Here is a 13,903-nt window from a genome sequence, read left to right on the forward strand (position 1 = left end):
TTACTTACCTGATCTTTCAGTTTCAGCTACAGCAACACTCCAAATAATCAAACCAAATGCGATCTTATTGAGAACGTCCGCAGCGTTATAAATGATATTTAACGCATTAGCACTACTCTCTGGACCGGCACCAGTAAGGTATCCGAAGAAGTATCCGATCGGATAGATTGCCCAACCAAAGGTCACGATCAAACGCATTGTGTTGAAAGCAGATTGAACTGATGGAGGCGCAGAAGCTGCATTGATTTTGCTAGCTTCACCAGCAAAGATTTCATACAGAATATAGAACCAACCGATCATACCGACAATAAATGCTGGCCATACAGCAACGTAACCGGCTTCACCTACATATCCACCAATCAACATGACCAAAGTACCAATCATCAAGCGCCAGAAAACGCCTGTTGGAACTTTTGCAATTGCTGACAAAATCAGATAGAACTCGATCATTAGCAAAGGTACTGTAATTAACCAGTCGATGTAACGAAATACGGTTGGTGTAGAACCCGTTGCGACCCAAACATCACGCATGTAGAAATAGTGAACAGCAGCTACTAATGTCACTAAGCCTGATACGGTTAATGAGGTTTTCCATTTTGGAGAAACACGATCACGCTCTAAAAAGAAAAACGCAGTAGATGCAACCAACGCCATAGAAATGATCCAAAACGAAATGCCGACAAAGTCTTCTTGCTTTAGCGTATCCGCTGCCGCAAAGGCTTGTGTCGTCAGTAAAGCTAAGCCACTAAAGAGCAGCGCGCTACTAAACAACTTTTTAAAATGAGACAGCATCATGAATCTCCCGATGTTTATAAAGACTTTTATTACGAAATATGACTTTTAAAAATTAAGCTTTAAGTGAAGTCATTCTCATATCCTACAACTAAATATAAATTCACGTCAGTTAGTGGTTACCCTCGTGGTTTTTCAACCTCCTTTGTATGGGGGTTTTTACCAATACTCTCTACTATCGTTGCGTAATGTCTTCGTCATACTTATGTCATATTTAGTGACCTGTGCTTCCTGACGCTGTTAAAAATAAAGATATCCATGAAACTTCTCTCCATCTCTACTGGAACGGTTGCTCCGCTATTTGGGAACCATCACCCGAATTACCCATCCGTAGCGTCGGCGATTAATAAACGCAGTATCAGCAACACTCAAAACCCAACCTCAATAAAAATTCACTCTTTAGGTGTCACCGGGGATGAACAGGCAGATTTATCTGTTCATGGCGGTATGGAAAAAGCAATTTATGTCTATCCAATTGAGCATTACGCTTTTTGGAACAAGCTGCTTAGTCAAGAGAGAAAAGTAGCAGTCGATCTTCCTTTGGGCGCATTTGGTGAAAACTTTACTTTTGAAGGTTTACTAGAAACCATGATCTATGTTGGAGATCAACTGGTCATAGGTGATCTAGAATTTACTGTCACCAAACTGAGAGAGCCCTGCTTTAAGTTCAACGCCAAAATGGGCTATAAGGGTGCTGCTAAAGCGATGCTTCAGTCAGGGTTTAGTGGGTGGTATTTGCGCGTGAATCGTCCGGGCTTCGTTACTGCAGGTGCATCTATTCAATTGATACCTGGACAAAGAGTGACTTCCATCGCAGATCAGAGTCAGGCCCTTTTACAGCGTCGCAATCAACGCGATTTATGGGAATAAAAAACCCGACCACATCGTGATCGGGTTTTTCATGTAATACCGACTAGAGTAACTTAGTCGTTTGCGTAAATATCTACGTCTTTTGTTTCTTTAATAAACAGTACACCGATTACCAATGTCACTGCAGCAATGATGATTGGGTACCAGAGACCGTAATAAATGTTACCGTTTTGCGCCACTAAGGCAAAGGCGATCGTTGGCATTAGGCCGCCGAACCAACCGTTACCGATATGGTAAGGCAAGGACATCGAGGTATAGCGAATACGGGTTGGGAACATCTCAACCAACATCGCTGCAATTGGACCATAAACCATGGTTACCAACAGCACCAAGATCACCAAGATACCCAAAATAGCTGCGTAATTGATAGCTGCTGGATCCGCTTTCACTGGATAGCCTGCTGCATTTAATGCATCACGAATTGCTTTCTTAAACTCGGCATCTTTTGCTTTCGCATCAGCTGGAGCCATACCCTTAGCAGAGTAACCCTGAATCTCTGTATCACCGATCTTCACAACCGCTGTGCCACCTGCAGGACCAGCAATGGTTGTGTAACTAGCAGAGTTCGAAGCCATCACCTGTTTTGCAATATCGCAAGAACTAGTGAATTTCGCTGTACCAGTTGGATTGAATTGGAATGTGCACTCGTTCACATCAGCAGTAATACTTGCTGGTGAAGTTGCCATTGCCTTTTCTAACGCTGGGTTAGCAAAGTGGGTTAAGCCATTAAACAAAGAAACTGGTGTGTTTGGGATGTACAGAATAATGGCTAATAAGAGGCCACTCATAATGATGACCTTACGGCCAATCTTATCTGACAAAGTACCAAAAATTACGAAGAATGGAGTACCAATTACCAATGAAGCAGCAATCAATAAGTTTGCTGTCTTTGGATCCACCTTTAATACTTGGGTAAGGTAGAACAAAGCGTAGAACTGACCTGTGTACCAAACCACTGCTTGACCTGCAACCAGACCAAACAATGCCAAGATAACAATCTTCAAGTTCTTCCATTGACCAAATGACTCTGTCAAAGGTGCTTTAGAGAGCTTGCCTTCTTCTTTCATCTTTTTGAAAGCTGGAGATTCGTTCATCGACATACGAATGAATACGGATACCGCTAACAAAACTACTGAGAGAAGAAACGGAACGCGCCAGCCCCAAACATCAAAGTCTGGACCTGTCAATTCACGGGTGAACAAAATCACCAGTAATGACAAGAACAAGCCTAATGTCGCTGTCGTCTGAATCCAAGCAGTGTATGCGCCACGCTTGCCATTAGGAGCATGCTCAGCAACGTAAGTTGCCGCACCGCCATACTCACCACCCAAGGCTAAACCTTGCAACATACGCAATGCAATCAGAATTACTGGAGCAGCAACGCCGATAGTCGCATAGTTTGGTAGCAGACCTACGATGAACGTAGCACCGCCCATGAGAAGAATAGTCACCAAGAAGGTGTACTTACGTCCAATCAAATCGCCTAAACGACCGAATACCAATGCGCCAAATGGGCGAACGATAAAACCGGCAGCAAAAGCTAACAGCGCGAAAATGAAAGCAGAACCAGCATCTAAGCCAGAGAAAAACTGCTTGGCCATAATCGCAGCCAATGAACCGTAAAGATAAAAGTCGTACCACTCAAAAACCGTACCTAAAGAGGATGCAAAAATAACTTTGCGCTCTTCAGCGGTCATTGGGGCTGCTTTAGTTGATGTTGACATCAGTAGCTCCTAACTATTTTTAATGGAATAAATAACAACTTGCCGATTATGCTTTGAAAAAATTCAAAGAAATCCGCTACTTAGGGTAATTCCTTATCAAATGGGATTAGGGGTTTTCCCCAGATGTCGTATGACTCAAGCACTACAACATATCCCTTAAACCACTGAAGTGCACCGAATTCGGGCAACAAAACTTAATTTAATGGGGCATTTGGCACTAATGCAGGGCATTCACTATCAACTGGGTGTGATTAAGCAATCAAAACAAGCTAGTCTGAGTTGGTATTCAATATAACTATCAAAGGAGCACGAAATGAGAACAGCAACAGCAATAGATAAACCGGGGGCTAGTAGTAGTCCACTCAATTCCAAGTGGGTCCAATTAGCATTAGGCATTGTTTGCATGATGGCAATTTCTAGCCCTCAGTATGTTTGGGCTTTATTAACCAAACCGATTTTGGCGCAACTAGGCGTTAGTCTGACTCAGCTTCAAGTGACCTTCTCGATATTGATTGTTCTACAGACCTTTTTCTCCCCCTTCCAGGGCTACTTAGTCGATAAGTTTGGTCCTCGTTTACTGCTGTCTATTGGCACAATTTTGACCGGATTGAGTTGGGTACTTTCGGCTAATGTGGTTGACGTGACTCACCTCTACCTAACTTATGGCGTTTTGGGTGGCCTGGGCACCGGTATTGTGTACATCGGAGTTGTCGGACTGATGGTGAAATGGTTCCCTAAAAATCGGGGCTTTGCGGTAGGTATGGTTGCTGCAGGCTACGGTATTGGAGCGCTTCTCACCACATTCCCAATCTCGAATAGCTTGGCAGCATCGGGCTATCAACAAACCCTCACTGTATTTGGATACTTGATTGGTATTGTTGGTTTATTGGCAGCCCAAGGTATTCGTGCACCGCGTGCAGATCGTACGCAAACTGCTGAGCAAACTGCCAGTGCATCCTCTGGTGTATCACCTAAAACAATGCTGAAGACCCCTGTTTTCTGGGTGATGTTCTTAATGTTCTCAATGATGTCTACCTCCGGCCTAATGGTGATCTCTCAAATGGGTGCCTTTGCTAAAGACTTTGGTGTTGCAACCATGTTGGTTTGGGGTATGGCTGCATTACCTTTAGCTCTGACGATCGACCGCATTACTAATGGCCTGACCCGTCCACTTTTTGGATGGATCTCCGATCGCATCGGTCGCGAATACACGATGACGATTGCATTTGGACTAGAAGCGGTAGCCATGTTCGCCTGGGTAATGATGCGTAATGACCCACTGATGTTTGTCTTGCTTTCCGGAATTGTCTTTTTTGGTTGGGGTGAAATCTTTTCTCTCTTTCCATCCACCCTCACAGACACCTTTGGACAAAAGCATGCCACTACCAACTATGGCTTCCTATATATGGCCCAAGGTGTTGGCTCCATCATTGGCGGCCCAATTGCAGCCTATATTCACGGCGTTACTGAAAGCTGGTTGCCAGTATTTGCCATCATGATTACTCTTGATGCTGCCGCTGCTTTACTTGCCTTCTTTGTATTGCGTCCTATGCGGGCAGATTATCTAAAGAAAAATCCTGTGGCATAAATTATCTTGATCAAATGGGATCAAAAGAGCGCTCAGAGATCATGGGCGCTCTTTTTGCTTTTATTACAAATATCCGAGACGATATACTGATGTGCTGATGTAAGTACCTTTTTATAAGAGTGCACACTTAACGAAAGAAAGAATTCATGCAACAAAAATGGGGTATTAGAGGCATGGCCGTTGCGCCGCATTCACTCGCATCTGAGTCGGCCTTAGCAGTCTTAAGGGAAGGTGGTAACGCTCTAGAGGCTATGGTGGCAGCTGCAGCAACGATTGCTGTGGTGTACCCCCACATGAACTCTATTGGTGGCGACTCTTTCTGGGTCGTTCACTCTCCTGGCAAAGCCATGGGTGGTATTGATGCTTGCGGTGCAGCCGCTGGCCTAGCTACAAAAAATTGGTATGCCGAGCGCGGTATTACGAAGGCCATTCCGTTTCGTGGCGCCATTGCCGCTAACACTGTTGCAGGAACGATTTCCGGTTGGGGCGCTGCTCACAAACTCTCTCAGCAAGGGCTTGATGGCAAGCTACCGCTATCACGACTACTGGCTGATGCGATTCACTATGCCCAAGCTGGCGTGCCAGTGACGTTTAGCCAGTCGAGCCTCACTGCAAAAAAGCAGCAGGAGCTCAACAATATTCCAGGCTTTGCAGAAACTTTCTTAGTCAATGGCAAAGCACCTGAAGTGGGCAGTATCTTCAAGCAAGAGCGACTTGCTAAAACACTCCGTCAGATTGCAAAAAAAGGAACGGAAGATTACTACCGCGGAGACTTAGCTGACCTTCTCGCAAAGGAGCTCACCGAAGTAGGCAGCCCACTCCGGCTCAGTGATTTACAACGTCATCAAGCCAAGCTCATTGACCCACTTGAACTCAAACACAGTATGGGTAATGTGTACAACATGACACCCCCAACGCAAGGCGTTGTATCGCTGATGATTATCGGCATTTTGGACCAACTCAATCTCAAGCGCTTTAAAGTTGATAGCGCGGAATACGTGCATCACTGCGTTGAAGCTACTAAACAAGCATTTAAGGTACGCGATCAATTTGTCACCGATCCGGCCTATATGACAAAGAATGCCCAGTCCTTCTTATCCCCCGCCTTCTTAAAGAAGCTAGCCAAGAATATTGATCCTGAAAAAGCCCTACCTTGGGGCCAAGGAAAAGGACCGGCCGATACGATTTGGATGGGTGTGATTGATGGCAATGGAAATTGTGTTTCCTTTATTCAAAGTATTTATCACGAGTTTGGCGCTGGCATCGTGCTGCCTAAGTCTGGCGTGAACTGGCAAAACCGGGGCTGCAGTTTTTCGCTTGACCCGAAAACACTCAATCACCTTGAGCCATATCGCAAGCCATTCCACACCTTAAATCCCGCAATGGCTTTATTTAAGGACGGTCGTTCTATGGTGTACGGCACGATGGGCGGCGATGGCCAACCACAAACGCAATGTGCTGTATTTACCCGGACGGCTACTTATGGCTTAGACCCACAAGATGCCATCAGTAGACCCCGCTGGTTATTAGGTCGAACCTGGGGTCAGACCAGTGATAGTTTAAAACTGGAATCTCGATTTAGCCCTTGGGTAGCCAAAGAGCTACATGCCCTAGGGCATGAGATAGAAATGCTGGATGCTTTTGATGAAACGGTAGGTCATGCGGGTTGCATCATCCGAGACCCCTCTGGAACATTACATGGCGGCTGGGACCCTCGAAGTGATGGTGCCGTTAGCGCGTTTTAGTAATAAACAATTTGGGTACGCGTAGATCCCAGTAAATGGCCGCTACGCGTAAACCAAAAATAGCTAGCATGCACAGTACAGAGCCTTCGAGCGTGTACTGCGGCAAGAAGTTCAGTATCAGCACGTACAAAAGACAACCCAAAGTAACGGGAATGGCATACAACTCATGTGACATCAGCAACGTTTTTCGTCCTGCCAAAATGTCACGTAATAATCCCCCGCCAATTGCAGTCAGCACACCTAAAATTACTGGCGCTACTGGTAAGCCAAAATCCAAATTCCATACCTTGTCAGCCCCTTGAATGCCAAACAACGCTACGCCAAGACCATCGATATAGAGCATAAAGCGATAAATTTGCGGTTGCGTAAAAAACGATTCCGCTACAAAGGTAACGATGCAAGCAGCTAAAGCAACCCAGATATAGATTTGTGAAATCGACCAAAAGGCAGGTACATCCAAGATAATGTCTCGCAATGTTCCGCCACCAATAGCGGTAATCACGCCCAGTACCATGACTCCAAATAGATCGACACCGCGGTCAGCAATAGCAAGGACACCCGTAACAGCAAAAGCGACTGTAGCAATGATGCCAATCCAGAAATTAATTTGATCCATAAGGCATAGTCTAATTTACTGAAGCCAATCGATTAAAAACCATTACTCAGCCGTAGGAATAGTGAATCTTGGCCGCTCAAACGATTGGGCTGGGTTAAGTAATGATCTTGAGCGTCTTTTGATAACGCTGTGCATTGTGAACGTAACGCTCGGCAATATCAGCGATATCAGCAATCTGTTCTGGTGACAGCATTTTTACCGCCTTGGCAGGCGAGCCCAAAATCATTGAGCCCTCTGGAAACTCTTTACCTTCAGTAACTAAGGCACCGGCACCCACTAAACAATTTTTACCAATCTTCGCACCGTTCAAGATCACCGCGCCAATACCGATCAGGCTTCCGTCACCAATATGGCATCCGTGCAACATCACTTGATGACCCACAGTGACCCGCTTCCCTATGATGAGAGGGAAACCGGGATCAGCATGCAAGATGGAGGCATCTTGAACATTACTACCTTCGCCAATTTGGATAAGATCGTTATCGGCCCGAATGACTACTTTCGGCCACACACTAACGTTTGAGTGGAGCTCAACCCGACCAATCACTTCTGCGCTTTGCGCAATCCAAGCCCCCTCGGATAATTGGGGAGATATTCCGTCTAGTTCAAATATGGCCATAATTGATTATAGGCAAGGAATCATGGCTCTATTTTGGACAAAGCGTCCTTGTTACCAGTTGGACTCACGATCTGGTGTTGATGAGATCCGATGAATACTCAGGTCTGCGCCCTCGTACTCCTCTTCTTGAGACATCCGAATGCCCATGATGGCCTTTAAGGCACCATACACAATAAATCCACTGATTAAGGCGATACCAACACCCAGAAGGCTACCCATCAATTGCCCCGTAAAGGTGACGCCACCTAGACCACCAAGCGCTTTAGTACCAAAAATCCCTGCCGCCAAGCCACCCCACAGGCCACAAAGACCATGCAATGGCCACACGCCTAAAACATCATCAATCTTCCAGCGGTTTTGTACCAAAGTGAACATGTAAACAAATAGTGCGCCAGCGATTAGTCCCACTACTAATGCGCCCATTGGATGCATTAGATCAGAGCCCGCACATACCGCTACCAAACCTGCCAATGGGCCGTTGTAAGTAAAACCCGGATCATTGCGGCCAACAACCCACGCAGCTAAAGTGCCTCCCACCATAGCCATTAATGAATTCATAGCCACTAAGCCACTAATCTTGTCGATCGTTTGTGCACTCATGACATTAAAGCCAAACCAACCTACCGCTAAGATCCAGGCCCCCAATGCTAAAAAAGGGATGCTTGAGGGAGGATGCGCTGCGATCTGACCCTCTTTGGTGTAACGACCTTGGCGCGCTCCCAGCAAGATCACTGCTGGTAGGGCAATCCAGCCACCGACTGCATGGACCACAATAGACCCAGCAAAGTCATGAAATTCTTCACCAGTCAATGTCTTTATCCACGCCTGAATACCGTAGTGCTGATTCCAGGCAATGCCCTCAAAGAAGGGATAAACAAAACCCACTAAGAGGAAAGTGGCAATTAGTTGAGGATTAAACTTGGCACGCTCTGCGATACCACCAGAGATGATGGCCGGGATTGCGGCAGCAAAAGTCAGCAAGAAAAAGAATTTGACGAGCTCATATCCATTTTTCTGCGCAAGAAGCTCAGCACCAGAGAAGAAATCCACCCCATAAGCGATGCTGTAGCCAATAAAGAAATAGGCAATAGTCGAAACTGCAAAATCAACCAAGATCTTTACCAGAGCATTCACTTGGTTCTTCTTACGGACAGTACCTAGTTCTAAAAATGCAAAACCAGCATGCATTGCCAGCACCATAATGGCGCCGAGCAAGATAAAAAGAACATCACTGCCTGATTTCAAAGTATCCATCGAATTACTCCCTCTGTTTTTTGAATCATTATGGGGATTTTTATAGCTATCCTGAAATCAAATTGCACCTATTTGGTGCTTATTAGTACAAATAAACGGGTTATTATTAGATTTAATACATCCAAGAGAGATCCCATGAAAAAAATCTTATTCGCTTTAATCGTTTTAGGAACATTGACAGGCCTAGTGCATGCTCAAACCAAAGTACAGGTGCTAAGCACTCAAGAATTGGTCACCACCTGCAAACTACCCGCAAGCCCAGAGTCTCGCAGCTTTTGTGTTGGATACACCACTGCAATTTACGATACTTACCTTGCAACACGTCATCCCCAGCGAGCAAAACCTTATATTTGTGTAAAACAACCTGCACCATCGCGCGATGAAGTCGTTGCTGATTTTGTGACGTTTGCGCAAACAAACCAACAGACATCAGATAAGCCTGCTGCCGGTGTCTTCTTAGGATTTTTAGCATCACGCTTTCCTTGTGCCAGAAAATAATCTTTGGCAAATGAACTAACCAACTTATAAAGACAAAAGGATCCGTTAATATGAAAAAATTAATCTTAATGACATCAGTCATCCTAGCAATGACCGCATGCTCCAACATGAACAATACAGAACAGCGCACATTATCAGGCGCAGGTATTGGTGCAGCAGCTGGTGCAGTAGGTACCGCTATATTTCATGGCAACCCAATCTGGGGAGCAGTAGGCGGCGCGGCAGTCGGTGCAGCATCAGGCTATGTATACGATGCTTACAAAAAAGAACAGGCTTCTGAATACAACTCTGGCTATAACGCTGGCAAAAATAACAAACCAGCTCAAGCACCAAACTAAAAAACAGAGCTGTACTGATTAATATTTAAGGCCTCAAAACAAAAAACCCGACTCACCATAATAGGTAAGTCGGGTTTTTATTTTGGACTACAGTATTAAGCAAGCAATAGCTGATTAATCCGTTTGACGTAAGCAGCGGGATCATTTAACTGGCCACCTTCTGCCAACAAAGCTTGATCAAATAAGATCTGCGTCCACTGATCAAACTGCTTATCATCAGACTTTAACTTGAGAAGCATTGGGTGCTCTGGATTAATTTCCAGAATCGGCTTTGTCTCGGGCGCTTGTTGTCCTGCAGCTTTGAGCATACGCAATAAGTTACCGGAAAGCTCATCCTCATCAGACACCAAACATGCAGGTGAATCGGTTAAGCGGAAGGTCACGCGCACATCTTTCACCTTATCCTCCAAAACTACCTTCATCCGATCTAGCAAGTCTTTAAAACCCTTCTCAGTTTCTTCGTGCTCTTGTTTTTCTTTTTCATCGCTTAGGCTACCTAAATCTAAACCACCCTTTGCCACTGAAGTCATCTGCCTTGCATCAAACTCCGTAAAGAATGACAGCATCCATTCATCTACGCGATCAGTCAGTAATAAAACTTCTACTCCTTTTTTGCGGAAGATCTCTAAATGCGGACTATTTTTAGCGGCGTTAAAAGAATCGCCCGTCACGTAATAAATCTTGTCTTGACCTTCTTTCATACGAGCTACATACTCCGCCAAGGAAACGGCCTGGTCTGCAGAATCGGTATGGGTACTTGCAAAACGGAGTAACTTAGAAATCCGTTCTTTATTGGGCTGATCTTCACCAATGCCCTCTTTAAGAACCTGTCCAAACTGGGTCCAAAAAGTTCGATACTTTTCTTTTTTAAGCTCATCGTCATTATTGGCTAAATCTTCCAACATACTGAGCACGCGCTTAGTAGAACTCTCTCGAATGACTTTGACATCACGTGACTCTTGCAAAATTTCACGAGAAACGTTTAAGGGTAGATCAACTGAGTCAATCACACCCGTCACAAAACGAAGGTACATGGGCAGTAATTGTTCCGCATCTTCCATGATGAAAACTCGCTTTACATACAGCTTGATACCGCCACGCTTATTGCGATCCCATAAATCAAATGGTGCCCGCGTAGGAACATATAGGAGTTGAGTAAACTCACTACGACCCTCTACTCGGTTTAATGAATAGCACAGAGGGTCTTCATAGTCATGAGATAGATGTTTATAAAACTCGGTGTATTGCTCTTCTGTAATTTCTGACTTAGAGCGCGCCCACAGTGCGCTTGATTGATTAATGCTCTCCATCTCATCTTGAATGACTTGCTCTTTTTTATCATCGTCCCATGACTCCTTGTTCATCTGAATAGGTAGGGAGATGTGGTCGGAGTATTTACGAATAATCGATTTAAGCTTTTGAGTGGAAAGGAAATCATCCTCCCCTTCGCGTAAGTGCATCGTGATGGCAGTGCCGCGCTGCGCAAGATCGACATTTTCTACAGTAAATTCGCCAGAGCCATCGGACTCCCAGCGAATGCCATCCTGGGCAGGTAATCCTGCGCGACGGGTCTCAACGGTAATACGATCAGCCACAATAAAAGCAGAGTAAAAACCAACGCCAAACTGACCAATCAAAGCCGCATCTTTTTGCTGATCACCCGACAGCTTAGAGAAGAACTCTTTGGTGCCAGACCGCGCAATCGTACCTAGATTGGAGATCACCTCTTCACGACTCATGCCAATACCGTTATCAGCAATAGTGACGGTGCGAGCAGCTTTATCAAAGCTCACCTTGATCTTTAGCTCGGGATCATCCCCATACCAGTCTGGATGCTCAATACCCTCAAAACGCAATTTATCAGAGGCATCAGATGCATTAGAGATTAATTCACGGAGAAAAATTTCCTTATTGGAGTACAAGGAATGAATCATGAGTTGTAAAAGCTGCTTTACTTCGGCCTGAAAGCCCAAAGTCTCTTTATTTACTGTCGTCATACGAATACCCTTTTAATCAATAAACTGAACTCTCATTACATGGGGGCTGCTAAGGCAATTTCAAGACCCGGCTTAAAATCTGAATAGCCTAGGGCTTTGGCTGCTTCTGCGCTACCGGTAATTCAGCCTTTTTCCAGGCACCAAAACCACCCTCTAGGTGACAAATACCAGGAAACCCCATTTTTTGAAGGGTTTGGGCAGCTAAAGCAGAGCGCCAAGCAGAGGCGCAATAGAGCACTAGGCGTTTACCTCCACCAAAAATAGGCTTGTAATAAGGGCTTTCTGGATCCACCCAAAATTCCAACATGCCGCGTGGGGCATGGATCGCGCCTGAAATCATCCCCTCACGCTCCAGCTCTCGAATATCACGAATATCTACAAAAACAGTACCTTCATCGCCCAGAATTAATTTCGCCTCTGCCAAAGAAAGCGTATCTACTTCTGCCATCGCTTGAGCAACGAGCTCTTGGTACCCTATTTTTAATTGCATATAAAAACTCCTTAATTAATAGCATTTTTATTTAGTTGATCTTCAATATATGGTCATCGCGAGTACTGATAACATGTCTGTATGAACTTTACGCCTACAGAACTGGGTGCGAGCATTATTTTTGCTATTGCCGTCCTTCATACTTTTTGCGCCTCGTATTTCGAGGACCTAGCGAAAAAATCTCGCCGACATGCCGGTTTATGGCATCTACTCGGAGAGGTCGAAGTCGTCTTTGGTTTTTGGGCTGCTATTTTGATTATCTTTATGTGGCTCGCGAATGATTTAGCCACTGCCAAAAGATATGCTAGTGAACGTAACTTCACTGAGCCATTATTTGTCTTTGCAATTATGGTGGTTGCGGGAACTAAGCCTATCTTGCATTTCGCTACACACATTTTGCAGCAGATGGGTAAGGGCCTACAAAGTCTCTTTCGAATAAAGCAAGCACCTGCTCTTTATTTCTTGACCCTTAGCGTGACTCCGCTATTAGGCTCGCTGATTACCGAGCCTGCAGCGATGACGCTTGCCGCCTTCTTATTACGCGACTTAGTTTATCGCCACAAATGCACTACCTATTTACTCTTTGGAACCCTAGGTGTTTTATTTGTCAACATCTCCATCGGTGGAACACTCACTAACTTTGCAGCGCCGCCGGTATTAATGGTTGCCTCTACTTGGGGCTGGAGTTCAGCATTCATGTTTGCCAACTTTGGCTTTGAGGCTTGTATCGCTATCGTGATTAATGCGCTAGCAGTCACACTCCTCTTTCAAAAGCAATTAGTTGAGCCATCGCCAAATACTAAGCCAGTCCGCATCCCAGTCACTATTACAGCAATTCATCTTTTCTTTTTAGCTGGCATTGTTAGTTTTGCTCACGACCCCGTCATCTTTATGTGGCTCTTACTATTTTTTATTGGCTTTACGGCCGCGTACCCAAAACATCAAAGCCCCTTAATTTTGCGCGAGGCATTGCTAGTTGGATTCTTTCTAGCCGGACTTGTCGTATTGGGGGCATTACAAGGCTGGTGGCTACAACCGATATTAGAAAAAATGAGTCCCACGGCTGTATTTTATGGAAGCCTGGCATTAACTGCGATTACCGATAATGCCGCACTGACCTATCTAGGCTCGCTGGTCACAGGCACTTCTCCAGAGTTCAAATTAGCTTTGGTTGGTGGGGCTGTCGCGGGCGGTGGTTTAACAGTGATTGCTAATGCGCCTAATCCTGCTGGTTTGGCTATTTTGCGCCACTATTTTCCGAATGCCGCCGTTTCTGCGGGGCTCCTATTTGTTGCCGCCGTTCCACCCACAATCGTAGCGATTATGGCATTCAGACTTTTATAAGGGCTTATTCACCCAAATCCCGTAAAAT

General features: G+C 45.2%; 13 protein-coding genes. 6 read left to right on the top strand and 7 right to left on the bottom strand.

The features are described from left to right. A complete protein-coding gene (locus tag B0G85_RS06925; protein ID WP_198508750.1) occupies positions 1 to 795 on the bottom strand; it encodes a bacteriorhodopsin-like in 795 nt (264 codons plus the stop codon). 255 nt (positions 796 to 1,050) lie between these two features. On the opposite strand from B0G85_RS06925, the gene B0G85_RS06930 reads away from it, so the two are divergent. Beyond that, on the top strand, positions 1,051 to 1,662 hold the full coding sequence (locus B0G85_RS06930) for an MOSC domain-containing protein (protein ID WP_100379722.1): 612 nt from the start codon (positions 1,051 to 1,053) through the stop codon (positions 1,660 to 1,662). Positions 1,663 to 1,715: 53 nt separating this feature from the next. Here the strand turns inward: B0G85_RS06930 and B0G85_RS06935 are convergent, their stop codons facing one another. Beyond that, the gene (locus B0G85_RS06935; protein WP_100379723.1) at positions 1,716 to 3,386 is read right to left on the bottom strand and encodes an MFS transporter; all 1,671 of its coding nucleotides are present in this window, start codon (positions 3,384 to 3,386) and stop codon (positions 1,716 to 1,718) included. Positions 3,387 to 3,699: 313 nt separating this feature from the next. Here B0G85_RS06935 and oxlT point away from each other — a divergent pair, with 313 nt between their 5' ends. Beyond that, positions 3,700 to 4,974 (top strand): oxalate/formate MFS antiporter, encoded by a 1,275-nt coding sequence (oxlT, locus tag B0G85_RS06940; protein WP_100379724.1) that lies wholly within the window; start codon positions 3,700 to 3,702, stop codon positions 4,972 to 4,974. A gap of 146 nt (positions 4,975 to 5,120) precedes the next feature. Continuing rightward, the gene (locus tag B0G85_RS06945; RefSeq protein ID WP_157799298.1) at positions 5,121 to 6,719 is read left to right on the top strand and encodes a gamma-glutamyltransferase family protein; all 1,599 of its coding nucleotides are present in this window, start codon (positions 5,121 to 5,123) and stop codon (positions 6,717 to 6,719) included. On the opposite strand, the gene B0G85_RS06950 is transcribed toward B0G85_RS06945, so the two are convergent. From B0G85_RS06950 to B0G85_RS06960, 3 genes are all read right to left on the bottom strand, one after another. Further along, complete coding sequence (locus B0G85_RS06950) at positions 6,706 to 7,335, bottom strand: trimeric intracellular cation channel family protein (protein WP_100379725.1); 630 nt, start codon at positions 7,333 to 7,335, stop codon at positions 6,706 to 6,708. The two genes, B0G85_RS06945 and B0G85_RS06950, sit on opposite strands and share 14 nt — an antisense overlap. Before the next feature lie 94 nt (positions 7,336 to 7,429). Beyond that, positions 7,430 to 7,954, bottom strand: coding sequence for a gamma carbonic anhydrase family protein (locus B0G85_RS06955; RefSeq protein WP_100379726.1), 525 nt, complete (start codon positions 7,952 to 7,954; stop codon positions 7,430 to 7,432). A gap of 51 nt (positions 7,955 to 8,005) precedes the next feature. Further along, positions 8,006 to 9,208, bottom strand: a complete 1,203-nt coding sequence (locus tag B0G85_RS06960; RefSeq protein ID WP_100379727.1) for an ammonium transporter — start codon at positions 9,206 to 9,208, stop codon at positions 8,006 to 8,008. A gap of 135 nt (positions 9,209 to 9,343) precedes the next feature. Here B0G85_RS06960 and B0G85_RS06965 point away from each other — a divergent pair, with 135 nt between their 5' ends. Next, complete coding sequence (locus B0G85_RS06965) at positions 9,344 to 9,706, top strand: Rap1a/Tai family immunity protein (protein ID WP_100379728.1); 363 nt, start codon at positions 9,344 to 9,346, stop codon at positions 9,704 to 9,706. A 50-nt stretch (positions 9,707 to 9,756) separates the two neighbouring features. Further along, the gene (locus tag B0G85_RS06970) at positions 9,757 to 10,044 is read left to right on the top strand and encodes a YMGG-like glycine zipper-containing protein (protein WP_100379729.1); all 288 of its coding nucleotides are present in this window, start codon (positions 9,757 to 9,759) and stop codon (positions 10,042 to 10,044) included. A gap of 95 nt (positions 10,045 to 10,139) precedes the next feature. Here the strand turns inward: B0G85_RS06970 and htpG are convergent, their stop codons facing one another. Further along, positions 10,140 to 12,041 carry a molecular chaperone HtpG gene (htpG, locus tag B0G85_RS06975; protein WP_100379730.1) on the bottom strand — a complete coding sequence of 634 codons (1,902 nt, stop codon included), beginning with the start codon at positions 12,039 to 12,041 and terminating at the stop codon, positions 10,140 to 10,142. A gap of 88 nt (positions 12,042 to 12,129) precedes the next feature. Beyond that, positions 12,130 to 12,531 (bottom strand): rhodanese-like domain-containing protein, encoded by a 402-nt coding sequence (locus tag B0G85_RS06980; protein WP_100379731.1) that lies wholly within the window; start codon positions 12,529 to 12,531, stop codon positions 12,130 to 12,132. A gap of 81 nt (positions 12,532 to 12,612) precedes the next feature. Here B0G85_RS06980 and B0G85_RS06985 point away from each other — a divergent pair, with 81 nt between their 5' ends. After that, positions 12,613 to 13,875, top strand: coding sequence for a putative Na+/H+ antiporter (locus B0G85_RS06985; protein WP_100379732.1), 1,263 nt, complete (start codon positions 12,613 to 12,615; stop codon positions 13,873 to 13,875). Positions 13,876 to 13,903 lie beyond the last annotated feature (28 nt).

It is taken from the genome of Polynucleobacter brandtiae, assembly GCF_002797575.1.
GTDB lineage: Bacteria > Pseudomonadota > Gammaproteobacteria > Burkholderiales > Burkholderiaceae > Polynucleobacter > Polynucleobacter brandtiae.

What these genes read in the sequence shown, in the direction of transcription:
- B0G85_RS06960 (WP_100379727.1), bottom strand. Translation starts at nt 9,208, where the DNA reads ATGGATACTTTGAAATCAGGCAGTGATGTTCTTTTTATCTTGCTCGGC.
- B0G85_RS06950 (WP_100379725.1), bottom strand. Translation starts at nt 7,335, where the DNA reads ATGGATCAAATTAATTTCTGGATTGGCATCATTGCTACAGTCGCTTTT.
- B0G85_RS06955 (WP_100379726.1), bottom strand. Translation starts at nt 7,954, where the DNA reads ATGGCCATATTTGAACTAGACGGAATATCTCCCCAATTATCCGAGGGG.
- htpG (WP_100379730.1), bottom strand. Translation starts at nt 12,041, where the DNA reads ATGACGACAGTAAATAAAGAGACTTTGGGCTTTCAGGCCGAAGTAAAG.
- B0G85_RS06935 (WP_100379723.1), bottom strand. Translation starts at nt 3,386, where the DNA reads ATGTCAACATCAACTAAAGCAGCCCCAATGACCGCTGAAGAGCGCAAA.
- oxlT (WP_100379724.1), top strand. Translation starts at nt 3,700, where the DNA reads ATGAGAACAGCAACAGCAATAGATAAACCGGGGGCTAGTAGTAGTCCA.
- B0G85_RS06930 (WP_100379722.1), top strand. Translation starts at nt 1,051, where the DNA reads ATGAAACTTCTCTCCATCTCTACTGGAACGGTTGCTCCGCTATTTGGG.
- B0G85_RS06970 (WP_100379729.1), top strand. Translation starts at nt 9,757, where the DNA reads ATGAAAAAATTAATCTTAATGACATCAGTCATCCTAGCAATGACCGCA.
- B0G85_RS06925 (WP_198508750.1), bottom strand. Translation starts at nt 795, where the DNA reads ATGATGCTGTCTCATTTTAAAAAGTTGTTTAGTAGCGCGCTGCTCTTT.
- B0G85_RS06985 (WP_100379732.1), top strand. Translation starts at nt 12,613, where the DNA reads ATGAACTTTACGCCTACAGAACTGGGTGCGAGCATTATTTTTGCTATT.
- B0G85_RS06980 (WP_100379731.1), bottom strand. Translation starts at nt 12,531, where the DNA reads ATGCAATTAAAAATAGGGTACCAAGAGCTCGTTGCTCAAGCGATGGCA.
- B0G85_RS06945 (WP_157799298.1), top strand. Translation starts at nt 5,121, where the DNA reads ATGCAACAAAAATGGGGTATTAGAGGCATGGCCGTTGCGCCGCATTCA.
- B0G85_RS06965 (WP_100379728.1), top strand. Translation starts at nt 9,344, where the DNA reads ATGAAAAAAATCTTATTCGCTTTAATCGTTTTAGGAACATTGACAGGC.